Here is a 24,679-nt window from a genome sequence, read left to right as displayed (position 1 = left end):
CGTCCCGCCGGCGCTCCACCCGTCGGGCGCCTTGCGCGAGGTATGACCTCCTTCTCCGCGGATACTCGCGTCGGCGCGACACCGGCGGAGGGCGTCCCCGTACGACCCCGTGGTCCGGGGCGTCTTCCGTGACCACGACGACGATGGGAGAGACGACCGTGGTGAGGATGCCTGTACGACGCGGCGAGACCGCTCCGAGCCCGACGCGGCACCAGCCGGGCTGGGGCTGGCGGGACCCGATCAGCGAGTTCGAGAATCTCTGGGGGGAGATGAACCGCTTCTTCCGCCAGGGCGCGATGCCCACCGCCGAACGACCCTGGGTGCCCATGGTCGAGGAGGAGGAAGCCGAGGACGCCTACATCGTGCGGGCCGAACTGCCCGGCATCCCCCGCGACAACGTGATGGTGGAACTGGACGCCAACGAGCTGCACATCACCGGCCAACTCTCCGAGGAGCAGCAGGGGAAGGTGCTCAGCCGCCGGACCGGCCGCTTCACCTACCGCACCATCGTCCCGAACGACATCGACAGCGACAGGGTCGAGGCGGAGATGGCCGACGGCGTGCTCACCGTGCGCATCCCCAAGTCGCCGCGGGGCAAGCGGCGCGCCATCCGGATCGGCGGCGGCGGCAAGACGTAGCCCTGCCGTCACGGGGGCGCGGGGAGCGGCGGAGGCCGGGACTCGCGCCCCGCCGACCACGCCGGGTACGGTCGGGGCCCATGAGCACGTCCAGCCCCCGTACCGACAGACGGATCAGCCCCGTGTTCCCGGGCCTCCTCGCCGTGACGGGCGTGGCGGCCTGGGGGGTGTGGACGGACTCCGCGGCGAGCACCGGTTTCGCGGTGTTCCTCTTCGTCGTCTCGGCGTGGGTCGTCTCGCTGTGCCTGCACGAGTACGCGCACGCGCGCACCGCGCTGCACGGCGGCGACACGTCCGTCGGGGCCAAGGGCTACCTCACCCTCAACCCCCTGAAGTACACCCACGCGCTGCTGAGCGTCGTCCTGCCCGTGCTCTTCGTGATCATGGGCGGGATCGGGCTGCCCGGCGGCGCGGTGTTCATCGAACGCCACCGCGTCCGGGGCCGGCTGCGGCACAGCCTGATCTCGGCTTCGGGCCCCCTGGTCAACGCGGCCCTGGCCGTGGCCCTGACCGCGCCGTTCTGGCTGGGCGCGGTGGACGACGCGCCGGTCGCCTTCCGCTGCGCGCTGGCCTTCCTGGCGATGCTCCAGGTCACGGCCGCGATCCTGAACTTCCTGCCGGTGCCCGGCCTGGACGGCTACGGCGTCCTGGAGCCGTGGCTCTCCTCCGCGATCCGTCGCCGGGTGGAGCCCGTCGCGCCCTTCGGGCTGATCGCGGTCTTCGCCTGCCTGTGGATCCCGGAGGTCAACACCGTCTTCTGGGAGGGCGTCGACTCCCTCATGGAGATCCTGGGGGTCTCCTGGCAGGAGACCGCCTACGGGCTGGAGTACTTCCGGTTCTGGGAGGGCGAGCCCGGGAACGTCACCCTTCCTCGCTGACGCGGGCGGCGTTCGCCTCCGCCACGGCCCGCTCCAGCCGGCCGCGGCGCACGTGGTACCAGGCGATGTTGGACGACACCCCCGCCATCAGGACCCAGACGACCCCCATCAGCCAGGCCTCCTTCGCGAAGGCCACCACCGCCGCGACGACGGCGAGGCCGCAGACGACCAGGGCGAAGACGGACAGTCGCCGGGACGAGCCGGACTGGGGCGAGGGGGCCATGAGGGCGGGCTCCATACGGTGCGGACAGCGGTACGACACGCCCATTGTCCCTCATCCCCCGCCCGCCCCGTCTCCGGGCGGGGGCGCCCCGCGCGGTGCCGGACACGGGCGACGGCGGGAGGGGGCGGGGAGGGCGGGTGGTCCGGACGCCCGCGTCCCCCCTGCCGAGGACCGGAGGGGGGACGCGGGCCGGTGGGCGGGCCCGCGGAACGGCACGGGTTCCGGCCCGTCGACCACGCCGTCCGGACCGGCCCCGCCCGGCGCTTCGGGGCCGCGAACGTCAGATGTCCGTGAGCCTGATCCCCGCGTGCGCCTTGTAGCGGCGGTTCACCGAGATCAGGTTGGCGACCAGCGACTCCACCTGGTGCGCGTTGCGCAGCCGCCCCGCGAAGACGCCGCGCATGCCCGGGATGCGGTTCGCGAGCGCCTGCACGATCTCGCAGTCGGCCCGCACCTCCCCCAGCACCATCACGTCGGTCTCGATCTCCTCGATCTCCGGGTCCCGGAGCAGGACGGCCGACAGGTGGTGGAAGGCGGCGGTCACCCGCGAGTCGGGCAGCAGCGCGGCGGCCTGCTCGGCCGCGCTCCCCTCCTCGGGCTTCAGGGCGTAGGCGCCCTTCTTGTCGAAGCCGAGCGGGTTGACGCAGTCCACGACGAGCTTGCCCGCCAGCTCCTCCCGCAGGTCCTCCAGCGTCGCGGCGTGGCCCTCCCACGGAACCGCGACGATCACCACGTCGCTGCGGCGCGCGCACTCGGCGTTGTCCGCGCCCTCCACTCCGTGGCCCAGTTCCTCGGCGGCGGCCCGCGCCCGATCGGCGGCCCGCGACCCGATGATCACCTTCTGTCCGGCGCGGGCCAGCCGGTACGCCAGGCCGCGTCCCTGGTCACCGGTGCCGCCGAGGACGCCGACCACCAAGCCGGAGACGTCCGGCAGCTCCCAAGGGTCCTTCGCGGGGGCCTTCTTCGGCGCCTCCTGGGCGGCGCCGGCGTTCTGTGCGGATGCGTCGTTCGAAGTCATGCCCGCATCCTGCCGGCCCACCGCCGAGCGGGCGCTACCAGGTGGTAACAAACGCTCCCGCGCCACGGCGGGCCACCCGTACGGAGGACGTCGGGGCGGAGCGCCGCCCGGCCGCCGTCCGGCTGGGCAGGATGCGGGCCATGCACGGTGGGGCGCCGTCAGTCGGTGGTGTCCCGGGCGGAGGCGTCGTCGCGCCAGCGGGCGTCGTTCTCCCACTGGAGGTTGCGTTCGCGGGCGGTGTCCATCGCGCGTTCGGCGTCCGCGCGGCTCGGGTACGGGCCCATGCGGTCCTTGGCCGGGCACTCCGGACCCTCCTCGACCGTGTGGTGTTCGAGGCAGTAGAACCACTCGCCGGGCCTGCCGGTCTTCCTGCGTTTGAAGAGTGCCATGGGGTCATGCTGCCCCGTGGTGCCGTCGGCTATCGCGGTTAGACTCGCGCACATGTCTGGCCAGTCGCTTCTTGTTCCCGGCACCCTCTCCCCGAGGCGCGCGGTGCCCGCCTCGATCGCCCGTCCGGAGTACGTCGGGAAGGACGCCCCGACGCCGTACACCGGGCCGGAGGTGCAGGACGCCGAGACCGTCGAGAAGATGCGGATCGCGGGCGGGATCGCCGCCCGCGCCATGGAGGAGGCCGCCGGGCACATAGCGCCCGGCGTGACCACCGACAAGCTGGACGCGGTGGTGCACGAGTACCTGTGCGACCACGGCGCGTACCCCTCCACCCTGGGGTACCGGAAGTTCCCCAAGTCGCTGTGCACCTCGATCAACGAGGTCATCTGCCACGGCATCCCCGACTCGACCGTGCTGCGCGACGGCGACATCGTGAACCTGGACGTGACCGCCTACATCCACGGCGTGCACGGCGACACCAACGCCACCTACCTGTGCGGTGACGTGGACGAGGAGTCGCGGCTGCTGGTGGAGCGGACGCGCGAGTCGCTGAACCGCGCGATCAAGGCGGTCAAGCCGGGCCGCCAGATCAACGTCATCGGCCGGGTCATCGAGTCGTACGCCAAGCGCTTCGGGTACGGGGTGGTGCGCGACTTCACCGGGCACGGCATCAACACCTCGTTCCACTCCGGGCTGATCATCCCCCACTACGACGACCCGCGGGCGACCACCGTGATGAAGCCCGGCATGACGTTCACCATCGAGCCGATGCTGACGCTGGGCACCCACGAGTGGGAGATGTGGGAGGACGGCTGGACGGTCGTCACCAAGGACCGCAAGCGGACGGCCCAGTTCGAGCACACGCTGGTGGTGACCGAATCGGGGGCGGAGATCCTGACGCTGCCGTGACCTTGCCGACGGAACGTCGGCAACACATCGGCTCGGGTGTGCCCGAGCAGCGAGAATCACGGCGCGGCGAGGGGGGCGCGGAGCGGTGCCCCCTGCCCGCCACGTCCGCGTACGCCGACCGGATCGCCCGCCTGGTTCGCGAGCGGCCGGGCGGTGGCGTCGTCCGTCACGGAGCCCCTCCCCGGGGGCCGCGCCGGCTCCGGGCGGCCGTGCGAGGGCCGGAATCGATCTCTGTCGCACCCCTTGACGCGGCATCAGGAACGGATGTTCATTGGGAGCGCTCCCAAGGTCAGCGTCGCCGTTCCACCGCCACAGCAGAGTCCGACATCGTTGTCAGACCCACCGTTCTGGAGTGACAGATGAGATCACGCACCGCCCGCACGACCACGGCCGGGGGCGCCCTCCTCGGCCTCGCGCTGTCGCTGTTCGGCCTCGGCCAGCCCGCCCACGCCGCCGAGGACACCACCGACACCGCCGCCGCCACCGGCCTCCACGTCAGCGACGGACGCCTGCTGGAGGGGAACGGGAACGACTTCGTGATGCGGGGCGTCAACCACGCCCACGCCTGGTACGCGCACGAGCTGGACTCCCTCTCCCACATCAAGGCCAAGGGGGCCAACACCGTCCGGGTCGTCCTCGGCAGCGGCGACCGCTGGACCCGCAACGACGCCTCGGACGTGGCGAACGTCGTCTCCGAGTGCAAGGCCAACCGCCTCATCTGCGTCCTGGAGGTGCACGACACCACCGGGTACGGCGAGCAGAGCGGCGCGGTGTCCCTGGACCGCGCGGCCGACTACTGGATCGGCGTCCAGAGCGCGCTGGAGGGCCAGGAGGACTACGTCGTCGTCAACATCGGCAACGAGCCGCACGGCAACACCGGTTACGACCGGTGGACGGCCGACACCACCGCCGCCGTCCGGAAGCTGCGCGACGCCGGTTTCGACCACGCGCTGATGGTCGACGCCCCCAACTGGGGCCAGGACTGGTCGGGCACCATGCGCGCCAACGCCTCCACCGTCTTCAACGCGGACCCCAAGCGCAACACGATCTTCTCGATCCACATGTACGGGGTCTACGACACCGCCGCCGAGGTCCGGGACTACCTGAACCACTTCGTCGGGGCCGGACTGCCCATCGTGGTGGGCGAGTTCGGGCACGACCACTCCGACGGCAACCCCGACGAGGACGCGATCATGTCGACCGCGCAGTCGCTGCGCCTGGGCTACCTGGGCTGGTCCTGGAGCGGCAACGGCGGCGGGGTCGAGTACCTCGACATGGTCGACGGCTTCGACCCCGACTCCCTGACCGGTTGGGGACAGCGCATCGTCAACGGCGCCAACGGCATCGCCACGACCGCCAGGGAGGCCACCGTCTACGGCGGCAGCGGCGGCGACACCACCGCCCCGACCCGGCCCGGCGCCCCCACCGCCTCCAACGTGACCTCCACCGGCGTCACCCTGTCCTGGGCGGCCTCCTCGGACAACGTCCGGGTCGCCGGGTACGACGTGGTGCGCGTGAACGGCACCACCGAGACCGTCGTCCGGACCACCACGGGCACCTCGGCCACCGTCACCGGCCTGACCCCGGCCACCTCCTACACCTTCGCCGTGTACGCGCGGGACACCGCGGGCAACCGCTCCGAGCGCTCGGCCGGCGTCCAGGTCACCACGGGCCAGGGCGGCGACCCGGCCGCCGCCTGCGCGGTCTCCTACAAGGTCGTCGGCCAGTGGCAGGGCGGCTTCCAGGGCGAGGTCACCGTCCGCAACACCGGCACCTCCGCGGTCCGCGACTGGACGCTCGGCTGGCGGTTCGCCGACGGGCAGACGATCACCACCATGTGGGGCGGCACCCCGAGCCAGAGCGGCGCCGCGGTCACCGTCCGGCCCGCCTCGTACACCTCCACCATCCCCGCGGGCGGCTCGGTGACCATCGGCTTCACCGGCACCTGGAACGGCGGCAACACCAGCCCGAGCGCCTTCACCCTCAACGGCGGCACCTGCTCGGCCTCCTGAGGTCGAGCGGGCGAACGCCCCCTCGACCGCCCCTTCGACCCGCGCCGCGGGCCGCGGAGTTCGCGGCGTGGCAGGCGCCCGGTCCCGCCCTCCGGCCGGCCCCGGGGCGGGGCCGGGTCCACACCCGTGCCCGCCGGTGGTCCCCGCGCCCCGACCCCGCGTCCGGGGCGCGCGGGACACCGGTAGGGTTCGGCCCGGAAAAGCCAGTCCGGGAGGGGTCGAGGAGAGTGCGGACGAAGGCACGCGGGCTGAGGACCGTGGCGGTGCTGGTCGCGGTGGTCACGGGACTGACGGGAGTGTCGGGCTGCCTGACGGTGCACGGCGAGAAGGCCGTGGTGCCGGCGACGACGGAGGCGGAGGCCGCGAAGGTCCTGGAGGAGTTCACCGAGACCAACAACAAGGCCAACCGCGCCCACGACGCCCGGCTCAACGCCACCATCGAGACGGGCGCGTTGGGCGCCATCGACCAGGCCGGGCTGCGGGCCAAGCGTGCCGTCCACCCCGAGGGCAACCCCGCCCACGAGCCGCTGGAGCTGACCGACCCCCGCTTCCTGATACCGAAGCAGGCGGGCTGGCCGAAGTTCTTCGTCGCCGACACCGCCAGCAACCGCAGCCGAGGGGCGCGGTGGCTGCTGGTCTTCACCCGGAACGGCGTCGAGGAGAAGTGGAAGGCGTCGTACCTGGCGGTGCTGGCCGAGAACGCCGTGCCGGAGTTCGCCGAGGACGGCGAGGGCCACGTCGAGGCCGTCCCCACCGACGAGACCGCCCGCCTGGCCGTCGCCCCCGAGGACCTGGGCCGCGCCTACACCGACTACCTGCGGGAGGGCGGCGACACCTTCGCCGCCGGGAAGCTGACCAGCGACATCCGCGAGGAGCGGAAGAAGACCGCGACCTCCCCCGGCGCCCGCACCGAGTGGGCCGACCTGCCGGCCGAGGACGCGCGGTTCGGCCCGCTGGGGCTGCGCACCGAGGACGGCGGGGCGCTGGTCTTCTTCACCACCCACCACCAGTCGAAGCAGACCGTGGCCAAGGGCTACCGGCCGCAGGTCAAGGACCCCTACGTCAAGGCGCTGTTGGAGGGGACGCCCAAGCAGTCCGTGACGTACGCCCGGGTCTCCCTCCAGGCGGCGTCCGTGCCCGCCGCCGACGCCGCCGACCCCACGGTCAGGATGCTCTACCGCCTCCAGGGCCTGACGGGCGCCAAGGGCGAGTGAGCCGAGCGCGCCGGAGGCCCCATGCGGCCCCATGCGGCCCGGTGCGGCTCCTCCGGCGCGCGACGGGCCCCCGACCGGATCGGACGCGGACGGGCGGGACGGGTGCGGATACGGTTCAGCGCACCGGCCACGGGGCCGTGTGGTCCGGCTGCTCCTCGGCGTGCGCCGCGCACGCGTCCGTCAGGGCCTCCAGCAGCGTCAGCGGGTCCGGCAGCGGGCGCTCGGGGGCGCGCAGCCAGCCGACCGCGGGGCCGGTGTCGTCACCGGGCAGCCGCGCGGGCGGTACGAGCACGTAGCTGCCGCGGCAGTGCCAGCGCAGGCCGGGGTGGTCGTCCAGGGTCTCGGGGTGGCAGTCCAGCTCGCACGGCCACCACTCGTCCTCGTCCTCGGGCGTGCCGCGGGTGGCCGTGAAGAACAGCATCCGCCCCGACCACGGATCGGTGCCGCACACCGCCACCGGTCCGACCTCGACGCCCTCGGCCTCCAGCCGCTCCAGCGCGGCCCGCCCGGCCCCCACGGGGACGTCCAGTACGTCGTGGGTGCGGCCGGTCGCGGTGACGAAGTTCGCCAGGGGCTGGTTGCTCGCCCAGCGGGCGATCTGCTCGGGGTCGGTGGTGGCCTGCGTCTGCCAGGCGAAGGAGACCGGGTGGCGTCCGGGGGTGGGACAGCCGATCCGGTCGCAGGAACAGCCGTACCCCTCGGGGTGCGCGGCCGGTGCCAGCGGGAAGCCCGCCGCGGCGGCTGTCAGCAGCAGATCCTCGCGGAGGCGGGCCGCCTCCTGCGCGGCAATCGTGCGCGCGCCGCTCCGGGAGCGTCGGCGCAGCCACCGGGAGAATCTGCTTTCGCGTTCCATGTACCGCCTCACTCGCGACCGGGACCGTGTGTTTTCCGAGGGTACGGAACCGAGCGCCCGGAGCCGGGCGGAATCCACGGATCTCGGATGACCGTTTCCATCCTGCTCCTTCTCCGCGTCCGATGGGTAACCGGGGGGTGGTCGTATGAGCCGGCCTGGCCGGATCGGGCTCCTCCGGCCGGATGACACCGGGCCCGTTCCGCGGGGAAACCGGCTTCCGGCGGTGCCGTTCCGGGCCGCCGGGTGGACCATGGCTCACACAGCGCGCATCCCTCGCCACACAGCGATCCTGTGAGGAGCCCTCCGTGTCCGCACCCCGCCGCTATCTGATGTGTCCACCGACACACTTCCGGGTCACCTACTCCATCAACCCGTGGATGGACCCGGCCAAGCCCGTGGACCTCCCGCTGGCCGTCACCCAGTGGGAACGCCTGCGCGACCTGTACCGCTCGCTCGGCCACACCGTCGAGGAGCTCGTCCCCGACCCGGACCTGCCCGACATGGTGTACGCCGCCAACGGCGCGCTCGTCGTCGACGGCCGGGTGCTCGGCGCCCGGTTCGCCCACCCCGAGCGGGCCGGCGAGGCCGTGGCGCACCTGGAGTGGTACCGCGCCCACGGCTTCACCGAGATCCGTGAGCCGGAGCACATCAACGAGGGCGAGGGCGACTTCGCCGTCACCGCCTCCTGGCTGCTGGCGGGCCGCGGCTTCCGCAGCAGCCCGCTCTCCCACCCCGAGGCGCAGGAGTTCTTCGGCCGCCCGGTCGTCGGCCTGGACCTGGTCGATCCGCGCTTCTACCACCTGGACACGGCGCTGTGCGTCCTGGACGACTCCCGCGACGACGCGGTGATGTACCACCCGGCCGCGTTCTCGCCCGGCAGCCGGGCGGTGCTGGCCCGGCTCTTCCCCGACGCGATCGTCGTCGGGGAGGCGGACGCCCGCGCCTTCGGCCTCAACGCGGTCAGCGACGGGCACCACGTGCTGCTGCCGCAGGCGGCGGTGGGGCTGTTCGAGCCGTTGCGCGAGCGCGGCTACGAGCCGATCGGCGTCGACCTGGGCGAGCTGCTCAAGGGCGGCGGCAGTGTGAAGTGCTGCACGGCGGAGCTGCGGAGCTGACCGGCCCGGCGCCCCGGTGGCGTCTCAGCGGGACGGCGCGGACCCCTCGTCGTCCCGCTCGCCGCCCCACTCGTCGCCCCAGGCGGCGTCCCGCGCGGCGCGGTACGCCGGTCCGTGGCGCTTGGTGACGGTCTCGCTCCGCATGCCGCCGCGCTCCGCGTCCGGCCCCGCGCACAGGTCCAGGAGGACCTGGCCCTTGCGGATCCGCGGTCTGCGCACGATCCGCGCCCCGGCGGCCGTGCCGCCCACCTCGGGGCGGACGGCCGCCACGTAGGAGAACTTCTCGTCCTCGTACGCCAGCGAGCCCCCCTTCACCTGCCGGTGGAGGGAGGAGCGGCTGACGCGGGCGGCGAAGTGGCACCAGTCCGAGCCGGGCGCGATCGGGCACGTGCCGCCGTGCGGACAGGGGGCGAGGACGCGCAGCCCGGCGGCGGTCAGCCGCTCGCGCGCCTCGCGGACGCGCAGGTAGCCGTCCGGCGTCCCCGGTTCGACGACCACCACGGCGCGTCCGGCCGCGGCGGCGGCGTCGACCAGGGAGCGCCGGGCGTCCTCGGTCAGCTCGTTGAGGACGTAGGAGACGGTGACCAGATCGGCGGCCGGGAGCGTCCCGCCGGGGGCGATCCGCTCGCGCCGCCACTCGGCGGCGCGCACCGCGGCCGAGCCGGACGCCCCGGCCAGCTCGCGGCCGAGGGCGAGGGCGGGCTCGGCCCAGTCCAGGACGGTGGTCGCCCGGGTGTGCTCCCCGCCGTCGCCCCAGGTCGCGGCGGCGGCCCACACGGCCGCGCCCGTCCCCCCGCCCACGTCGAGGTGGTCGGCCGGGTCCAGGTCGGGCGCCCGCTCGGCGAGGGCGCCCAGCGCGGCGGAGACGGCCTCGAAGGTGGCGGGCATCCGGTAGGCGGCGTACGCCACCACGTCCGCCCGGTCCCGCAGCACGGGGGCGTCGGTGGGGACGCTCCCCCGGTAGCCGGCGATCAGCCGCTCGACGGCGCCGGCGGCCTGTCTCGGCGACAGTCCGTCGAGCAGGCCGGCGAGCGCGTCGCGCAGCTCTTCGCCGATGCGGAGGTCGGTGTGGAGGGGGCTGAGGGGGGCGGGCACCCGGAAAGTGTAGGGCCACGGGACCGCGCTCCGGCCCGGAGGCCGGACGCCTCCGACCCCGCCGTCTTCCGGGCCCCGGCGAGCGGGTCGGCACGGTGGGTGGGGCGTACGGGTGCGCCGCCCCGGACGGGCACGACCCGCACGCCGTATCGCTCGGTCCGCTTGTCCCTGGTCGTCGGGGCCGTCGGGGCCGTCCCCTCGATCCCCTCGATCCCCTCGTTCCGCGCCTGCGCGACCGGCATCCGGTCGAAGGGAACCCCGTGGTGCCCCCACGGAAGCCGCCCCCGGGATGCGGCCGCGCCCTCACGCCGAACCCGGCGGAGAAGTCGCGCGGCGGTCCGCGGGAGGAGACGGACCGGGAAGAGGACGGAAAGGCCGTCGCTCCGGTGCTTCATTCCGTGCGCCCCTTCCCGGACGTGTCCCGGCGTCACCTCCGACTCCCTTGTCGTCTCGACCGGTTGACGAGTCAATGCGCGTAGAGAAATTCACCGGCAGTACTACCGGACGCCCTCCGACTCCGGGATGATCACCGCTGCGTCAGGCGGCGGAGGAGGTCCGCCGCTTCCCGTGTCCCGTCGACTCCCGGCGTGAAGCGACTCGAAGGACCTCTCGGGAAAGACGGGCGTCACCGAAGGAAGATCCATGCGCATCACCCTCGCGGGTCTGTCCGCACGAGCCGTCGCGGTCGTGGCGACGGCCGCCGTCGCCCTCGGCCTGGCCGGCACCGCCCCGGCACAGGCCGCCTACCCGAGCAGCTACAGCGTCCACGGCATCGACACCAGCCGCTGGAACCACGGTTCGGCGATCAACTGGAACAGCGTCGCCGCCTCGGGCCAGAAGTTCGTCTTCCACAAGGCGTCCCAGAGCACCGGCTGGGTCGACCCCTACTTCGTCCAGGACTTCAAGGCGTCCGCCGCGGCGGGGCTGATGAACTCCGGCTACCACTTCTACGCGGAGGGCACCGGCAGCGCCCAGGCCGACCACTTCATCGCCACCCTGCGCAGCGCCGGCTACACCGGCAAGGCCGCCGGCCAACTGCCCCCGGTCGTCGACCTGGAGCACCACAACGGCGCGTGCCCCGCCTACGCCACCACCTCGCACATCGGCACCTTCATCGACAAGGTCGAGTCCGCCTTCGGGGTCACCCCGATCGTCTACACCTCCAAGTGGTTCGTGGACGACTGCCTGGGCGGCAACGGCGGCATCTTCTCCACGACCCCGCTGTGGCAGCCGCGTTACCAGAGCGGCTCCAACGAGCCGGCCGCCATCCCCGGCGCGAACCGTTCCTGGTCGTTCTGGCAGTACAGCGACACCGGCACGGTCTCCGGCATCAGCGGCAACGTGGACCTCAACGTCTTCCGCGGCACGCTCTCCGAGCTGCGCGCCATGGCCAACCTGGGCGGCGACGGCGGTGGCGACCCCCAGCTCCCGGCCTGGCCGGTGCTGAAGTCCGGCAGCACGGGTGTGGACGTCAGGGCGCTGCAGTACCTGCTCAACGCCCGGGGCTACTCCACCACCGTGGACGGCAGCTACGGACCGGCCACGACCTCGCAGGTCACCGCCTTCCAGCAGGCCAACGGGCTGACCGCCGACGGCATCACGGGGCCGGCCACCTGGTCGAAGGTGATCGTCACCGTGCGGTCCGGCGACACCGGCGACGCGGTGAAGGCCGTCCAGACGGAGCTGAACTCCAAGGGCCACTCGCTGACCGTCGACGGAAGCTTCGGCCCGGCGACCCTCTCCGCGGTGAAGTCGTTCCAGTCCTCCAAGGGCCTCGCCGCCGACGGCATCGTCGGCCCGATGACCTGGCAGGCCCTGGTCGGCAGCTGACCGCCGCGCGTGCGCGGGGGCTCCTCCCTCACGCCCCCGGCCCCGTACGTCGGGNNNCGGGGCCCGTTTCGGCGCGGGCCGACGAGCCGGGCGAGAAGGTCCCGTTCGACGTCCCCGCCGCGTCCACCGCGTCGACCCCGGCCACCGGCAAGCACCCGCCCGGCGATCCCCACGAGGGCTTCCAGGGCTTCTCCCGGGCCGGTACGGCGCCGGGCGCGCGACCGGTCGGCGCGCCCCTCAGCGGGTCTGGGCCCACACCGTCAGCAGGCTCACCGCGGTGGCGCCCGCGCCGTAGCAGGCGCCCCTCAGGAACTGGTCGGCCGCGACGCTCCGGCGCCGCACCGCCCACCGCGCGCCGCCGCGCACCGCCCGGCGGCAGCGCCGCCCGACGGCGGTCGGGCGCCACCCGCGGTCCCGTCCCGGCGGGACCGCCTCCTCCTCCGTCGAACACCCCGGCGGGGTGCGCCGTCCTGTCATGGCCGTCGACTCCTCCTGTGCGTCGTAAAACGTCGTGGAACGGGATGGAACGGGATGGAACGGGGTGAAACGTCACGAGGCGGGCCCGCGCGGTCTAGCGGACGCCGGAGGCGTGCGCGGCCCGGCCGGCGGTCACCGGCACGTGCGTCGCCTGCGCGGGCCGGATCGGCTCGAAGTCGACCCGGCCGTCGGCGGCGACGCGGACGCCGTGGACGGCGGGCTCGGGCAGGCTGTTGTAGTGGAAGGGCGTGGAGAAGTAGTACGCGCCGGTGTCCGGGAGGACGACGATGTCGCCGGGCTCCAGCAGGGGCAGCGCGCGGTCGCGCGCCAGCAGGTCGCCGGCGAAGCAGGCCGGGCCGGCGACGTCCTGCCGCACGGGCTCTCCGCTCTTGGCGCCGCCGTGGGGGTGGTGGGCCTCGACCCGCAGCGGCCAGGCGTCGGGGGCGAACACGGTCCGCGTGGCGACCTGCACGCCGGCGTGGGTGATCGCGATCGGCCGGCCGCCGGCCTCCTTGGTGTACTCCACGTAGGCGGCCGTGAAGCCGTTCTTCGCCAACACCGAGCGCCCGAACTCGGTGACGATCTCGTACCGGCCGGTGAACAGGTCCGGCGCGTACTCGCGCAGGTGGTCCACGTAGGTGTCGAAGCCGGGCCGGACCTCGTCGTCGGCGAAGTTGACCGGCAGTCCCCCGCCGATGTCGACGCCGACCACCTGCCGCCGTCCGAGGTGGTCGTTGATCTCGTCGGCGAACTCCACGGCCTGCGCGATGCCCTGGGCGATCAGCTCCAGCGGGCAGCCCTGCGAGCCGACGTGGGTGTGCACCCACGTCAACCAGGGACGCTCCCGGTAGGCCCGCAGCAGCCGTTGCCGGTTGTCGCCGTCCGCCAGGGGGATGCCGAACTTCGAGTGCCGGGTGGCGGTGCTCATCGCGGCGATCGTCCCGCCGCCGACCTGCGGGTTGACGCGCACGCCGATCCGCGAGCGGGAGAAGGGGCGGTCCGCGAGGATCGCGTCGATCCGGGACAGTTCCGCGAAGTTGTCGGCGTTGATCGTGACGCCCAGGTCCAGGGCCCACTCCAGTTCCGCGCGGGTCTTGGCCGGCGAGTCGAACACGATCCGGTCCGGCGCGAAGCCCGCCTCCAGCGCCCGCGCGAGCTCGCCGGCGGTGGCGACCTCGCAGCCCATGCCGGCGCGCCGCAGCTCCGCCAGCACCGGCACCAGGCAGTTGGCCTTCGCGGCGAAGGCGTGGAGGACGCGGAGGGAGTCGGGGAACGCCCGGTGCAGGGAGTCGACCGTCGCGGCGACGCCGTCGAGGTCGACGAACCCGGCCAGGACGGCCCGCTCGGGGTCCAGCAGCCCCTGGCGCACGGCCGCGCGCAGGATGTGCTCGCGCCGTTCGGCGGGGTGGGCGAAGTCGGTCATGACGCACCTTCCGGGTCGGTGTCCTGGAGCGCGCGGCGGTTCCGCCGGCCTGGTCACCAGGGTGCCCGCGGGAGCGGGGAGGCGTCTTCGTCGTGCCGGCCGAGATGTCGGGGCACCGTCCGTGCGGTGGTGCGGTGTTCCGGGGGCGGGCCGTCGTCGTTGTGCGCGGCGACGAAAAGACGGTGTCCCCTTCTCGCCGGCGGACAGGCGTCCGGATACGGGGGCCCGAGTGCACCCGAGTGCCGGGGCCCGGGCACGAGTGCCCGGGTACGGGGGCTCAGGTGTCGCCGCGGTCGAGCAGGCGCAACTGGATCTGGGCGAGCAGGCGGGCGTCGGGGTCGCCCAGGTCGATCCCCGACTCCTGGACGACCCGGCGGATGCGGTACCGCAGGGTGTTGGAGTGCACGCCCAGCGCCTTGGAGGCGGCGGGCACGTCGCCGAAGTGGTCGAGATAGGCCCGCAGGCTCTCCACCAGGAAGCTCCCCTTGTGCTCGGCGTCGAACGCCGCCAGCCGGGCCACGGGGGTCTGCGACGGCAGCGACACCTCCTGGAGCGCGTCCGTGACCTGTGCCATGCCGACGGCCTCGGCCACCTCCGCCACGCGCGCGACGGTGCGGTCTCCCCCCGCCGTCAGCAGGGCCCGCAGGGCCGCCTCGGCCGACCGGCGGGACTCGGGCAGCCGCGCCGGTCCGGCGACCACGTCCCCCAGTCCGATCCGCGCCTCCGTGCCGAACGCGGTCGACACCTGCTTCGCCAGGGACGTTCCCAGCCGGGTCACCTGCTCCTCGGCCCGCTGTCCGTCCTGTTCCAGGCCGCCCACCACCACCAGCGTCCCGCCGTCCAGGAGCACGACCACGGCCCGGTGTCCGTAGGTCGTGCAGTGCAGCGTCAGCATGCCGTGCAGCCGTACGGGGTCGCCGTCGCCCCGGTCGCCGGTGTGCACCGCCAGGACCGCGCAGTTCCCCCGCGCCGGCAGCCCGGCCCGCTCGGCCGACGCGTCGGCGGGGCCGCGTCCCTCCAGCAGGGCGCGGGCCGCCTCCTCGGCGAGACGGTCGTGCCCTCCGCGCGTGCGGTGGCGGAGCAGGTGGGCGGCGGCCACGCGGGCCGCCGCCCGCAGGACGTCGGCCGCGTTCGGCGCGAGGGGCCGGCCCACGGCCGCCACCCAGATCGAGCCCAGGCGCTCGTCGCCTCCCCGGATCATCGCCACCAGACGTTCCGGGTTCTCCCCCCGCGCCGGTCGGTACAGCACGTCGGTCGCGTTCCACAGCGCCTGGAAGAACCCGTCCTCCCGCATCGCGGCGACGCGCCACTCCGGGACGCGGCGGCCGAGGACGGTCAGCCGGCGCAGTTCGTCCACGTCGCCTTCCGTGGAGGAGTGGGCGAGCACCCGCGACTGGAGGTCCTCGATCGTCACCGCGCCGTCGACCAGGGCCGCCACGGCGTCGGCCAGCCCGTTCAGGTCGCCCGGCGCCACGTCCGCCGCCCAGGGGTCGGGCCGCACGCCCGCCGCGGCCAGCCCCGCCAGCAGCACGCTCACCAGCCGCGCCCAGCGGTACCACGTGGTGCGGAAGAGCACCGCGACGCCGGCCTCCTCCGCGGCCGTCCGCAGCGTCTCGGCCGGCCGCCCCGAGTCGCCCGGCCCGAACACCACGGCCGCCGCTCCGGCGTCGCCCACCTGGCGCACGACGTCGACGGCGGCGGCCGACTCCGGGTCGACGCCGACCGCCAGCACCAGGTCGCCCCGGGCGATCCCGGGGTCCCGGGCGTCCAGCACGGTCACCCCGTCGACCGTCACCTCCAGCCCCCTGGGGGCGGTGCCCAGTCCCAGGGCGCCGGTGCCCACCACGGAGAGCAGCTCCTCCAGCGTGACCCGCGGCGCCGAGCCGGGTTCCCGTCCGGACAGCCCGGTCGTCCCCATCGTTCCCCCTCCCCCGGCGCCGTCGGGATTCGCGGTGGACATGCCCCGTGTTCCGGACGGCAGCGTACGCTCCGGGCCCGTAGCGTAGGCCGGCCGCCGGCTCCGGGCCGTCCCTTCGGCCGGAACGCCGGGCCGACGTCCCGTCCGACCGGACGGTGTGCCCGGCCCTACCGGCCGATGCTCTCGGCGTCCACGATCCGGTCGGCCGGCGGCTTCTCGGCGTGGACCTTCTCGTCGTAGTCGGTGAGGACGACCTCGCTCGGCGCCTCGCCGCCCTGGGAGACGGCCTTGAGGATGTAGGGCTCGCCCTCGGTGGCGACGTACAGGGTGAGCCTCTCGCCGCCGGGCCGCTCCCTCTTCAGGGCGAGGGCCTCCTTGCCCTCCACCTCGGTGGTGCCGCTCTTCTCCATGCCCGCGCGTTCGGACGCGTCGCCGTCCAGGGCGGCCAGGAACTCCCGCTTGTCGCACATGCCCCGCACCCCGGTGTCACCGGTGTCGGACTTCACCCAGCGGTCCCGCAGTTCCTCCGCGATCCTCCGACCGTCGGGGTGGTTTCCGAAGGTGCCGCTCCAGAACTTCTCGTCGCCCCTGACGTAGGTCGTCCGGCCGGACTTCACGACGTCCGCCCTGGCGCCCCGGGCGGACAGGGTGCCGCGGCAGTCGCCCTGTTCGTCCACGTGGAAGTCGACCTTGACGCTGGTGCCCTCCGGCCGCGCCGTCCCCTTCATCCGCACCGAGGAGGCGTCCCGGGTGGCCTTCATCGCCTCCTCCGCGATCGTGTCGGCGCTCTTCCCCTCGAAGGGGTCGTCCGCGTCGTCTCCACAGGCGGTCAGGCCCGTCGCACCCAGGCAGACGAGCGTCGCGAGAACCATCTTCTTCCCGGCGTACACGGAATTCCCTCTCCGCGGACCCACCGGGTCCGCTCTCGTTCTCCTGAAAGTCCGTCAGGTTCTTTCGGACGAGGCGGATACCCCGGTCATCCATTCCCGAACGGCAAGTTTTCGCCTGTTCTCCCGACTGGAACCCGTTCTTTCGGAAAGGGAAGGAATAAACACATCCGGTTGTGTTCGATCAGACCGAGGGAGGGCAGACGACAGACGAGGTTCGGAAGACGGGAGGACCGATGCGTGGGAAAGAGCGGCCTCGGAAACGGTTGTCGATCCGTCCCCCGCAGTCCGGAGAGCAGGCCCGGGAACTCACGCGCGAGTTCCTGCGGGCGGAGAAGCCGTGCGCCGACGCGGCGGACGTGGACGCCGTGCTGCTGGGCGTCTCGGAGCTGGTGACCAACGCGGTCCGCCATGCCGGCGGGGTGACGGAATTCCAGGTGGAGTCGGGGTCCGAGGGCGTCGCCGTGGAGGTCTCGGACGCCAGCGTCCGGCGCCCCAGGACGGTGCAGATCAACCCCGCGGTCCCCGGCGGCTTCGGCTGGCTGCTGGTGCGCGAGCTGGCCTCCGAGGTGACCGTCGCCCTCCACCCGGGCAGGGGCAAGACGATCCGCGCCGTCTTCCCGGTGCGGGCGTGACGCGCCGGAACGCCCGCACCGGGCCCGCGGGAAAACGACCGGCCCCGGCTCCTCGCATTCCGGAGGCGTTTCCCGCCCGCGTTTCCCATGCCGTGCGAGCCTGCGGGAATCCCCGCTGCAGACCGGTGAGGAGAAGGGTCTCCGCACCGCGGGGAACGAGCGAGAAGCACGCGGTCCGGTCATTCTCGAGAATGCCGGAGCGGCGGCACGGGAAAGCGATACGAACACTCCCGCCGCCGCTCTCCGGTGCGGAATGAAATCCCCCGGTCCGGTGATTCTCCGATTCTCCCGGATTTCGCCGACCGTGCCGGAGAAATCCGCCGGGCCGCGCCCGCGGCACACCGAAGCGGGCCGTCCCGGACGTCTTCCCTCTCTTCCGCCCGCACGGCCCCTCGCGTCCCGTACGGTCTCCGGGTTGCCCGTCGACGGCGGACGAAACCGGCGCGGCGGAGCGCTCGGGCCGTCCGTGTCCGTCCGGCCCTCGGGGCGGCCCCGTCACGGCCGGCGCAGCCTGACGGCCAGGAAGACGGGGTTCGTGTTGAGCCTGTCGTACCGTCCCGGATCGATCCGCCGGGCCTCCTCCGCGGCCCGCGGCTCGACGAGCCTCTCCAGCACGAAGCCGGCGTCCAGCAGCTCCCCGAGGAACGTCTCCAGCGTCATCCGCCGGTAGGTGATGGCGAACCCCTCGCCGAAGGGGAGGTCGACGCGCTCCTCGGAGAAGTACGAGCCGCCCGCCCACATCCAGTCCGCGGTGGGGTGCGTGGTGGAGACGAGCAGGGTGCCGCCCGGTCGCAGCACGCGCCGGACCTCGGCGAGCAGATGCCCGCGCGCCTCGACGTGGTGGTAGACGAGGGCCATCACGACCAGGTCGAACGAGGCGTCCGGCAGGAACGTCGGCGGTTCCTCCAGGTCGTGGCGGTGCAGTTCGACGTCCTCCCCGAGACGTTCGCGCGCGGCGCGCAGCAGGGTCTCGCTGCCGTCGACGCCGACGACCCGTGACGCACCGCGTGCCAGGAATTCGGCGGCGTAGTGGCCCGCCCCGCACCCGAGGTCCAGCACCCGCGCTCCGGTCACGTCGCCGGCCAGTTCCAGCATGGCCGGCCGGTCGGTGTGGGCGTTGTAGACGCTGTCCGTGGCGTGGGCGGCGAACCGCTCGCCCAGCTCCCCGTGGTAGGCGGTCTCGGCTCTCATCCGGGCATCCTCCCACCGCCTCCGCGCCCCTCGCACCGGTGCCGTCGCGCCGGTCCCGTCGTGCCGTCCCGGGGCGTCTGGCAGACTGGCCACGCTCACCAGGCGGCGATGGCCAGGAAACCGGTGCGAGTCCGGTACGGTCCCGCCACTGTGACCGGCGCCCCGCGCGGGGTGCCGGGAGTCAGACACTGACGCGCCGCCTTCCGCTTCGACCAGGGGACGAGGAAATCCCCCGGAGAGGTACGGCCATGGCCAGATCCCGCGCCGCCCTGCGCGTTCTCACCACGTCCGCCCTGCTGTTCCCGCTCGCCGCCTGTGGCTCGGCCGGCGGGGAGGAGAAGGGCCGGGCGACCCCGGCGGAGGGCTTCCCCCTCACGGTGACCAACTGCGGGGTGAGGACGGTCTTCGAGGCGCCCCCCGAGCGCGCCGTCACCATGAACCAGCACACCACCGAGATCCTGCTCGCCCTCGGTCTGCGGGACCGCATGGCCGGCACCGCCTACCTCGACGACGCGATCCTCCCCGAGTACCGGGACGACTACGAGGACGTGAAGGTGCTCGCGAAGGAGTACCCGTCGAAGGAGGTGCTCCTCGGCGCGAACCCGGACTTCGTCTACGGCGGCTACGCCAGCGCCTTCGACAAGGCCGCCGGCCGCGACCGCGCCTCCCTGGAGGAGGCCGGGATCGACACCCGTCTCAACGTCGAGTCCTGTGCCGACGGACCCGTGGGGACGGACGAGCTGAGGACCGAGATCACCGAGGTGGCCCGCGTCTTCGGCGTGCCCGAGCGCGGCGAGGCGCTCCTCGCCGAGCAGGAGCGGAGGATCGAGCGGGTCGAGAAGAGGCTCGACGGCGTGGAGAGGCCGTCGGTGTTCGTCTACGACTCCGGCGACGCCTCCGCCTTCACCGCGGGCGGAGGCGGCATCGGCAACGAGATCATCTCGGCGGCGGGCGGCGAGAACGTCTTCGCCGACCTCGACGACGACTTCGGCGACGTCTCCTGGGAGCAGGTCATCGAGCGCGCGCCCGAGGTGATCGTGGTCTACGACTACGGCGGCACCACCGTCGAGGCCAAGAAGAAGCGGCTGCTCGACGACCCCGCCCTGGCGAACGTGCCGGCGATCCGGAACGAACGGTTCGCGGTGCTGCCGCTGTCCTCGGCCGTCCTGGGCGTCCGCGTGGCCGACGCCGTGGAGGACCTGGCCGGACAGCTCCACCCCGACGCGGCGTGAGGGGGGTGAAGGGGCGCCCGGTCCCCTCCGCCGTCCGCTGCTCCGCCCTGCTCGCCGTGCTGGCCGTGCTGCTCGCGGCGGTGGCGGTGGCGAGTCTGGCGCTGGGGTCGGTGCGCATCCCGCCCGGCGAGGTGGTGCGGATCGTCCTCGGCGGGGAGCGGACCGGGGCATTCGCCTCGATCGTGTGGGACGTGCGGGCGCCGCGGGTGGTGCTGGGGGCGCTGGTGGGCGCCGGGCTCGCGGTCGCGGGCACGGTGCTCCAGGCCCTGGTCCGCAACCCGCTGGCCGATCCGTTCCTGCTGGGGGCCTCGTCGGGCGCCTCGGCGGGCGCGGTCGTGGTGATCGTGCTGGGCGTGGGGGCGGGCGTGGCCACCACCGTGGCGCTGCCCGTCGCCGCGTTCGTCGGATCGCTGGGCGCGCTGGTGGTGGTCTGGGCGTTGGCGCGGCGCGGCGGTGCCATGACGACCGGGCGGCTGGTGCTGGCCGGGGTGGCCGTCCAGTACGTCCTGTCGGCGTTCACCAGCCTGGTGCTGGTGCTGTCCGCGCGGGCCGAGCACGTGAGGGCGGTGCTGTTCTGGACGCTCGGCGGTCTCGGCGGCGCCCGCTGGAGCGAACTGGCGCTGCCCGCGGTCGCGTTGGCGCTCGGCACCGGGCTGCTGCTGGCCCTCGCCCGCCCCCTCGACCTGATGCTGGCCGGCGAGGAGGACGCGCGGGGCATGGGGCTGGACCCGGGCCGGTTCCGGGCCTGGGCGTTCGTGCTGACCTCGCTGGTGGTGGGCGTGCTCGTGGCGCACAGCGGCGCGATCGGCTTCGTCGGCCTGATGGTGCCGCACGCGGCCCGCATGGCCGTCGGCGCGGCGCACCGCCGGCTGCTGCCGGTCGCCGCGCTGGGCGGGGCCGTGTTCCTGCTGCTGACGGACCTGTTGGCGCGGACGGTGGCCGCTCCGGAGGAGATACCGGTCGGCGTGGTCACCGCGCTGGCGGGCGGTCCTTTCTTCCTGTGGCTGCTGCGCCGCTCCACCCGAGCGGAGGGGATCACCGGATGACGCGCGTGACGCGGCCGGCCGCGCTCGCCGCCGAGGGCGTCGGCTACGCGGTGGAGGGCCGCGCCCTGCTCTCGGGCGTCGACCTCGTGGCCCGCCCCGGCGAGACCGTCGGACTGGTCGGCCCCAACGGGAGCGGCAAGACGACCTTCCTGCGGTGCGTCTACGGTTCGCTGCGCCCCACCGCGGGCCGGGTCCTGGTGGACGGCGCCGACACCGCCCCCATGAAGGTCAGGGAGCGCGCCCGGCGGATCGCCGTCGTCCCCCAGGACGCCTCGGGGGTTCCGGGCCTCACGGTGCGGGAGGTCGTCGCCATGGGGCGCGGGCCGCACAAGCGGTTCTGGGAGCAGGACGGTCCGGGTGACGTCCGGCGGGTGGCCGAGGCGCTGCGCCGGGTCGGGTCCGCCGCCCTGGCCGACCGCCGCTTCGAGGGCCTGTCGGGCGGCGAGCGGCAGCGGGTGCTGATCGCCCGCGCGCTCGTCCAGGAGCCGGGGCTGCTCGCCCTGGACGAGCCCACCAACCACCTGGACATCCGCTTCCAGTTGGAGGTCCTCGCCCTGGTGCGGTCGTTGGGCACCACCAATCTGCTGGTGCTCCACGACCTCAACCTGGCCGCCTGGTGCTGCGACCGGCTGTACGTGCTGAAGGACGGCCGCGTGGCCGCCTCCGGCGCCCCGGCCGAGGTGCTGACCGAGGAGTTGCTCGCCGACGTCTACGGGGTGCGGGCCCGCGTGGAGGTCCATCCGGACACGGGCGCGCCCAACATCGTCTACCTGCCCGTCCACCCGTCCGTCTCGCCGCCCGTCCCCTCGCCGCCGTCGTGAGCGAGCCGTGGACGCCCGAGCCGTACGGACCCCGTTGGCACGTCGCCGTGGGCGAGCCGCCGGCCGACGAGGCCGACCGGTGGCTCGCGGCGTCCTCGCTCGCCGACCCGGCGGGCGAGGCGCCGGCCAGGCTGATCGAGTACGAGTACCGCGGCAGCGGCCACCGCACCGCGCACGCCGCCGCGCTGACGGTGATGGCGGTCTACGCGGGCCGGGTCACCGCCGCCGCCGTCCTGCACTGGGCCCTGACCGACCGGGTGCCGGACCTGACGGCGGACAACGTCCTGGTGCGGCCGCACGCCCACGGCATCGCGGGCGTGCGGGTGCGCCGGGCGCGGCTCCTGGCGCCCCGCCCCGGTGAGGAGTCCGTGGCGCTGCTGCACCGCACCGTGCTGGAGGGGCACCTGCTGCCCGTCGCCGACGCCCTGCACCGGCGGACCCGCGCGGGCCTGCGGCAGTTGCGCGGCGGCATCGCCCACGGCTGCGCCACCGCCCTGTGCGCCTCCGACGCCGACCCCGACCTGCTGGAGCGGCGGTGGGAGCGGTTCGTCACGGACGCGCCCGGCGGCCTGGCCGCGTTGGGCGAGGTGGCGCGGGTGCGGCGGGCCTCGGACGGGCGGGAGCGGTTGGTGTACCTCCGTCGGACCTGCTGCCTCTTCCACACCTCCGCCGAGGCGGTGCGCTGCGCGAGCTGCTGCCTGACCGACCGCGAGCAGCGGCTGCGCGCGTACGCCGAGTCCGGCTGAGCGGACGCCCCGCGGGGCGAGGACACGCACGGATCACCACGCCCGACCTTTCGCTTCCCCCTTGTTGTTGCATACTCTTTGCAACAACGGACACACGGCAACAGCCGCGCTCGCGGCGGTACACGGAAGGTCCCCGATGGCGGTCTACACGCTTCCCGAACTCCCTTACGACTACGCGGCGTTGGAGCCGGTGATCAGCCCGGAGATCATCGAGCTGCACCACGACAAGCACCACGCCGCGTACGTCAAGGGCGCCAACGACACCCTCGAACAGCTCGCCGAGGCCCGCGAGAAGGACGCGTGGGCCTCGATCAACGGGCTGGAGAAGAGCCTGGCCTTCCACCTGTCCGGCCACATCCTCCACTCGATCTACTGGCACAACATGTCCGGCGACGGCGGCGGCGAGCCGCTGGAGAAGGACGGGGTGGGAGAGCTGGCGGACGCCATCGCGGAGTCCTTCGGCTCCTTCGAGAGGTTCAAGGCCCAGATGACCAGGGCGGCGGCCACCACGCAGGGTTCGGGCTGGGGCGTCCTGGCCTACGAGCCCGTCGGCGGGCGGCTGGTCGTCGAGCAGGTCTACGACCACCAGGGCAACGTCGGCCAGGGCTCGACCCCGATCCTGGTCTTCGACGCCTGGGAGCACGCCTTCTACCTGCAGTACAGGAACCAGAAGGTCGACTTCATCGAGGCCATGTGGCGCGTCGTGAACTGGCAGGACGTCGCCCGGCGTTACGAGGCCGCCAAGCGGAACCCCGGCCTCCTGCTCGCCCCCTGAGCGGGGCGGACCCCCGATGTCCCGCTCGTGATCGTCTTCTCACCCGTCACGACGCGGGCGCACAGGGAGCGGCCCCCGCGAGGACGTGACTCGCGGGGGCCGCTCGTACGACGGCGTGGCGCCGGCCGGCTCCTACCGGGCGCGCGAGCGCCCGGTGCGGCAGAGCAGGGCGAAGCTCACGATCGCGACGAGGACGGCGCCCACCTGCGTCACCGCCATGGGGACGGCCGTGTCCTCGCCCGCGATGCCCACCAGCGGAGGGGCGAGGGAGCCGACGAGGAACTGGGAGGAGCCCAGCAGCGCGGAGGCCGATCCGGCGGCGTGCGAGGCGCGCATCAGCCCCTGGGAGTTGGCGTTGGGCAGCACCAGGGCCATCGCCGACATCAGCACGAACAGCCCGGCCGAGACGGGAACCAGCCCGACCCGCCCGAACACGCCGGAGGTCATCAGCAGCAGCGCGACGGCCGACAGCAGGATCAGGCCGAGGCCGACGGCGATGACCCGGTCCAGGGACACCCGCCCGACCAGGAGCTTGCCGTTGACCTGCCCCATGGCCACCAGCCCGATGGAGTTGACCATGAACAGCAGGCTGAACGTCTGCGGCGAGGCGCCGTAGATCTCCTGGACGACGAACGACGAGGCGGACACGTACGCGAACAGCGCCGCGAAGGCGAAGCCGCCCACCAGCAGGTAGCCGGTGAACATCCGGTCGGCGAAGAGTCCGCGCATGGTGCGCAGCGCGTCGGGGACGCCGCCGCCGTGCCGCCGCTCGGGCTCCAGGGTCTCCGGCAGGCTCCGCGCGGTGACCAGGGCGACGACCAGGCCGAAGCCCGCCAGGACGAGGAAGACGCCGCGCCAGTCGGTGAACCGCAGCACCTGACCGCCGAGCACGGGCGCCAGGATCGGGGCGACGCCGGAGATCAGCATCAGGGTGGAGAAGAACCGGGCCATGGCCAGCCCGTCGAACATGTCGCGGACGACCGCGCGGGCTATCACGATGGCCGCCGCCCCGGCCAGGCCCTGGGCGAGACGGAAGGCGGTCAGGGTGTGGACGCCGGGGGCCAGCGCGCAGGCGACGCTGGCCAGGACGTACCCCGCCATGCCGATCAGCAGCGGGCGACGGCGGCCGAACTGGTCGCTCATCGGACCGGCCACGATCTGTCCGACGGCCAGGCCCAACAGGCAGGCGGTGAGGGTGAGCTGCACCTCGGCGGCCGGGCTGCCGTACGCGGTGCCGATGTCGGGCAGCGCCGGGAGGTACATGTCCATCGACAGCGCGGGCAGCGCGGTCAGGCTGCCGAGGATGAGGGTGATCAGCAGACCGGCGCGGGTGCGGCCGGTGGGCCGCACCGC

Annotated in this window: 24 protein-coding genes and 1 riboswitch; of the genes, 13 read left to right on the top strand and 11 right to left on the bottom strand. The window is 73.6% G+C overall.

What is annotated here, in order from left to right:
• Nucleotides 1-167 precede the first annotated feature (167 nt).
• Complete coding sequence (locus ABD335_RS14010) at nucleotides 168-638, top strand: Hsp20/alpha crystallin family protein (protein ID WP_344322632.1); 471 nt, start codon at nucleotides 168-170, stop codon at nucleotides 636-638.
• Between the two features lie 80 nt (nucleotides 639-718).
• Nucleotides 719-1,516: a site-2 protease family protein gene (locus ABD335_RS14005; RefSeq protein WP_344322631.1), complete on the top strand. Its 798-nt coding sequence runs from the start codon at nucleotides 719-721 to the stop codon at nucleotides 1,514-1,516.
• Here the strand turns inward: ABD335_RS14005 and ABD335_RS14000 are convergent.
• The 3 genes from ABD335_RS14000 to ABD335_RS13990 all read right to left on the bottom strand — a co-directional run bounded on the left by ABD335_RS14000 (nucleotide 1,500) and on the right by ABD335_RS13990 (nucleotide 3,146).
• Nucleotides 1,500-1,739, bottom strand: coding sequence for a hypothetical protein (locus ABD335_RS14000; protein WP_344322630.1), 240 nt, complete (start codon nucleotides 1,737-1,739; stop codon nucleotides 1,500-1,502). The genes ABD335_RS14005 and ABD335_RS14000 overlap by 17 nt on opposite strands.
• Before the next feature lie 280 nt (nucleotides 1,740-2,019).
• Entirely contained in the window at nucleotides 2,020-2,757 is a 738-nt protein-coding gene (npdG, locus tag ABD335_RS13995; protein ID WP_344322629.1) for an NADPH-dependent F420 reductase, read from the bottom strand.
• 158 nt (nucleotides 2,758-2,915) lie between these two features.
• Entirely contained in the window at nucleotides 2,916-3,146 is a 231-nt protein-coding gene (locus ABD335_RS13990; protein ID WP_344322628.1) for a hypothetical protein, read from the bottom strand.
• A 52-nt stretch (nucleotides 3,147-3,198) separates the two neighbouring features.
• Here ABD335_RS13990 and map point away from each other — a divergent pair, with 52 nt between their 5' ends.
• The 3 genes from map (at nucleotide 3,199) to ABD335_RS13975 (ending at nucleotide 7,282) form a co-directional block, all read left to right on the top strand.
• Complete coding sequence (map, locus tag ABD335_RS13985) at nucleotides 3,199-4,056, top strand: type I methionyl aminopeptidase (RefSeq protein WP_344322627.1); 858 nt, start codon at nucleotides 3,199-3,201, stop codon at nucleotides 4,054-4,056.
• Between the two features lie 359 nt (nucleotides 4,057-4,415).
• Entirely contained in the window at nucleotides 4,416-6,068 is a 1,653-nt protein-coding gene (locus tag ABD335_RS13980) for a cellulase family glycosylhydrolase (protein ID WP_344322626.1), read from the top strand.
• A gap of 227 nt (nucleotides 6,069-6,295) precedes the next feature.
• Nucleotides 6,296-7,282 (top strand): SCO2278 family lipoprotein, encoded by a 987-nt coding sequence (locus tag ABD335_RS13975; protein ID WP_344322625.1) that lies wholly within the window; start codon nucleotides 6,296-6,298, stop codon nucleotides 7,280-7,282.
• A 115-nt stretch (nucleotides 7,283-7,397) separates the two neighbouring features.
• Here the strand turns inward: ABD335_RS13975 and ABD335_RS13970 are convergent, their stop codons facing one another.
• Nucleotides 7,398-8,135: a bifunctional DNA primase/polymerase gene (locus ABD335_RS13970; protein ID WP_344322624.1), complete on the bottom strand. Its 738-nt coding sequence runs from the start codon at nucleotides 8,133-8,135 to the stop codon at nucleotides 7,398-7,400.
• A 182-nt stretch (nucleotides 8,136-8,317) separates the two neighbouring features.
• On the opposite strand from ABD335_RS13970, the gene ddaH reads away from it, so the two are divergent.
• Complete coding sequence (gene ddaH, locus ABD335_RS13965) at nucleotides 8,318-9,250, top strand: dimethylargininase (protein ID WP_344322623.1); 933 nt, start codon at nucleotides 8,318-8,320, stop codon at nucleotides 9,248-9,250.
• A gap of 24 nt (nucleotides 9,251-9,274) precedes the next feature.
• Here ddaH and ABD335_RS13960 read toward each other — a convergent pair whose 3' ends face one another.
• Nucleotides 9,275-10,345, bottom strand: coding sequence for a small ribosomal subunit Rsm22 family protein (locus ABD335_RS13960; protein WP_344322622.1), 1,071 nt, complete (start codon nucleotides 10,343-10,345; stop codon nucleotides 9,275-9,277).
• A 642-nt stretch (nucleotides 10,346-10,987) separates the two neighbouring features.
• Here ABD335_RS13960 and ABD335_RS13955 point away from each other — a divergent pair.
• Nucleotides 10,988-12,175 (top strand): GH25 family lysozyme, encoded by a 1,188-nt coding sequence (locus tag ABD335_RS13955; RefSeq protein ID WP_344322621.1) that lies wholly within the window; start codon nucleotides 10,988-10,990, stop codon nucleotides 12,173-12,175.
• Nucleotides 12,176-12,412: 237 nt separating this feature from the next.
• Here the strand turns inward: ABD335_RS13955 and ABD335_RS13950 are convergent, their stop codons facing one another.
• The 4 genes from ABD335_RS13950 to ABD335_RS13935 all read right to left on the bottom strand — a co-directional run bounded on the left by ABD335_RS13950 (nucleotide 12,413) and on the right by ABD335_RS13935 (nucleotide 16,865).
• On the bottom strand, nucleotides 12,413-12,652 hold the full coding sequence (locus tag ABD335_RS13950; protein ID WP_344322620.1) for a hypothetical protein: 240 nt from the start codon (nucleotides 12,650-12,652) through the stop codon (nucleotides 12,413-12,415).
• A 94-nt stretch (nucleotides 12,653-12,746) separates the two neighbouring features.
• Nucleotides 12,747-14,075, bottom strand: a complete 1,329-nt coding sequence (locus ABD335_RS13945) for a type III PLP-dependent enzyme domain-containing protein (protein WP_344322618.1) — start codon at nucleotides 14,073-14,075, stop codon at nucleotides 12,747-12,749.
• 277 nt (nucleotides 14,076-14,352) lie between these two features.
• The gene (locus tag ABD335_RS13940) at nucleotides 14,353-15,993 is read right to left on the bottom strand and encodes a helix-turn-helix domain-containing protein (protein ID WP_344322617.1); all 1,641 of its coding nucleotides are present in this window, start codon (nucleotides 15,991-15,993) and stop codon (nucleotides 14,353-14,355) included.
• Nucleotides 15,994-16,160: 167 nt separating this feature from the next.
• Nucleotides 16,161-16,865, bottom strand: a complete 705-nt coding sequence (locus tag ABD335_RS13935; RefSeq protein WP_344322616.1) for a hypothetical protein — start codon at nucleotides 16,863-16,865, stop codon at nucleotides 16,161-16,163.
• A 281-nt stretch (nucleotides 16,866-17,146) separates the two neighbouring features.
• Between ABD335_RS13935 and ABD335_RS13930 the strand changes: the two genes are divergently transcribed.
• Nucleotides 17,147-17,515, top strand: a complete 369-nt coding sequence (locus ABD335_RS13930; protein WP_344322615.1) for an ATP-binding protein — start codon at nucleotides 17,147-17,149, stop codon at nucleotides 17,513-17,515.
• Nucleotides 17,516-18,010: 495 nt separating this feature from the next.
• On the opposite strand, the gene ABD335_RS13925 is transcribed toward ABD335_RS13930, so the two are convergent.
• Entirely contained in the window at nucleotides 18,011-18,706 is a 696-nt protein-coding gene (locus ABD335_RS13925) for a class I SAM-dependent methyltransferase (protein WP_344322614.1), read from the bottom strand.
• Nucleotides 18,707-18,819: 113 nt separating this feature from the next.
• Nucleotides 18,820-18,897: riboswitch (cobalamin riboswitch) on the top strand.
• Between the two features lie 57 nt (nucleotides 18,898-18,954).
• Here ABD335_RS13925 and ABD335_RS13920 point away from each other — a divergent pair.
• The 5 genes from ABD335_RS13920 to ABD335_RS13900 all read left to right on the top strand — a co-directional run bounded on the left by ABD335_RS13920 (nucleotide 18,955) and on the right by ABD335_RS13900 (nucleotide 23,326).
• Nucleotides 18,955-19,938: an ABC transporter substrate-binding protein gene (locus tag ABD335_RS13920; protein WP_344322613.1), complete on the top strand. Its 984-nt coding sequence runs from the start codon at nucleotides 18,955-18,957 to the stop codon at nucleotides 19,936-19,938.
• Nucleotides 19,939-19,943: 5 nt separating this feature from the next.
• Nucleotides 19,944-20,984, top strand: a complete 1,041-nt coding sequence (locus tag ABD335_RS13915) for a FecCD family ABC transporter permease (RefSeq protein ID WP_344323035.1) — start codon at nucleotides 19,944-19,946, stop codon at nucleotides 20,982-20,984.
• Nucleotides 20,981-21,805: an ABC transporter ATP-binding protein gene (locus ABD335_RS13910; RefSeq protein WP_344322612.1), complete on the top strand. Its 825-nt coding sequence runs from the start codon at nucleotides 20,981-20,983 to the stop codon at nucleotides 21,803-21,805. Before ABD335_RS13915 ends, ABD335_RS13910 begins: the two co-directional genes overlap by 4 nt.
• Entirely contained in the window at nucleotides 21,802-22,551 is a 750-nt protein-coding gene (locus ABD335_RS13905; protein ID WP_344322610.1) for a hypothetical protein, read from the top strand. Before ABD335_RS13910 ends, ABD335_RS13905 begins: the two co-directional genes overlap by 4 nt.
• Nucleotides 22,552-22,687: 136 nt before the next feature.
• Nucleotides 22,688-23,326, top strand: a complete 639-nt coding sequence (locus ABD335_RS13900; protein ID WP_344322609.1) for a superoxide dismutase — start codon at nucleotides 22,688-22,690, stop codon at nucleotides 23,324-23,326.
• A 132-nt stretch (nucleotides 23,327-23,458) separates the two neighbouring features.
• On the opposite strand, the gene ABD335_RS13895 is transcribed toward ABD335_RS13900, so the two are convergent.
• On the bottom strand, nucleotides 23,459-24,676 hold the full coding sequence (locus tag ABD335_RS13895; protein WP_425583642.1) for a multidrug effflux MFS transporter: 1,218 nt from the start codon (nucleotides 24,674-24,676) through the stop codon (nucleotides 23,459-23,461).
• Between the last annotated feature and the right edge of the window lie 3 nt (nucleotides 24,677-24,679).

Origin of the sequence: Streptomyces macrosporus (assembly GCF_039533145.1) — a bacterium.
Lineage (GTDB): Bacteria > Actinomycetota > Actinomycetes > Streptomycetales > Streptomycetaceae > Streptomyces > Streptomyces macrosporus.
The sequence above is the reverse complement of the archived record's forward strand: the minus strand, read 5'-3'. Positions and strand labels throughout refer to the sequence as shown.

Bases quoted from the DNA above. Each gene is read 5' to 3' on its own strand.
- ABD335_RS13945 (WP_344322618.1), bottom strand. From the start codon at position 14,075: ATGACCGACTTCGCCCACCCCGCCGAACGGCGCGAGCACATCCTGCGC.
- ABD335_RS13955 (WP_344322621.1), top strand. From the start codon at position 10,988: ATGCGCATCACCCTCGCGGGTCTGTCCGCACGAGCCGTCGCGGTCGTG.
- ABD335_RS13900 (WP_344322609.1), top strand. From the start codon at position 22,688: ATGGCGGTCTACACGCTTCCCGAACTCCCTTACGACTACGCGGCGTTG.
- ABD335_RS14005 (WP_344322631.1), top strand. From the start codon at position 719: ATGAGCACGTCCAGCCCCCGTACCGACAGACGGATCAGCCCCGTGTTC.
- ABD335_RS13910 (WP_344322612.1), top strand. From the start codon at position 20,981: ATGACGCGCGTGACGCGGCCGGCCGCGCTCGCCGCCGAGGGCGTCGGC.
- ABD335_RS13920 (WP_344322613.1), top strand. From the start codon at position 18,955: ATGGCCAGATCCCGCGCCGCCCTGCGCGTTCTCACCACGTCCGCCCTG.
- ABD335_RS13935 (WP_344322616.1), bottom strand. From the start codon at position 16,865: ATGGTTCTCGCGACGCTCGTCTGCCTGGGTGCGACGGGCCTGACCGCC.
- ABD335_RS13925 (WP_344322614.1), bottom strand. From the start codon at position 18,706: ATGAGAGCCGAGACCGCCTACCACGGGGAGCTGGGCGAGCGGTTCGCC.
- npdG (WP_344322629.1), bottom strand. From the start codon at position 2,757: ATGACTTCGAACGACGCATCCGCACAGAACGCCGGCGCCGCCCAGGAG.
- ddaH (WP_344322623.1), top strand. From the start codon at position 8,318: ATGACACCGGGCCCGTTCCGCGGGGAAACCGGCTTCCGGCGGTGCCGT.
- ABD335_RS13970 (WP_344322624.1), bottom strand. From the start codon at position 8,135: ATGGAACGCGAAAGCAGATTCTCCCGGTGGCTGCGCCGACGCTCCCGG.
- ABD335_RS14000 (WP_344322630.1), bottom strand. From the start codon at position 1,739: ATGGCCCCCTCGCCCCAGTCCGGCTCGTCCCGGCGACTGTCCGTCTTC.
- map (WP_344322627.1), top strand. From the start codon at position 3,199: ATGTCTGGCCAGTCGCTTCTTGTTCCCGGCACCCTCTCCCCGAGGCGC.
- ABD335_RS13940 (WP_344322617.1), bottom strand. From the start codon at position 15,993: ATGGGGACGACCGGGCTGTCCGGACGGGAACCCGGCTCGGCGCCGCGG.
- ABD335_RS13950 (WP_344322620.1), bottom strand. From the start codon at position 12,652: ATGACAGGACGGCGCACCCCGCCGGGGTGTTCGACGGAGGAGGAGGCG.
- ABD335_RS13980 (WP_344322626.1), top strand. From the start codon at position 4,416: ATGAGATCACGCACCGCCCGCACGACCACGGCCGGGGGCGCCCTCCTC.
- ABD335_RS14010 (WP_344322632.1), top strand. From the start codon at position 168: ATGCCTGTACGACGCGGCGAGACCGCTCCGAGCCCGACGCGGCACCAG.
- ABD335_RS13990 (WP_344322628.1), bottom strand. From the start codon at position 3,146: ATGGCACTCTTCAAACGCAGGAAGACCGGCAGGCCCGGCGAGTGGTTC.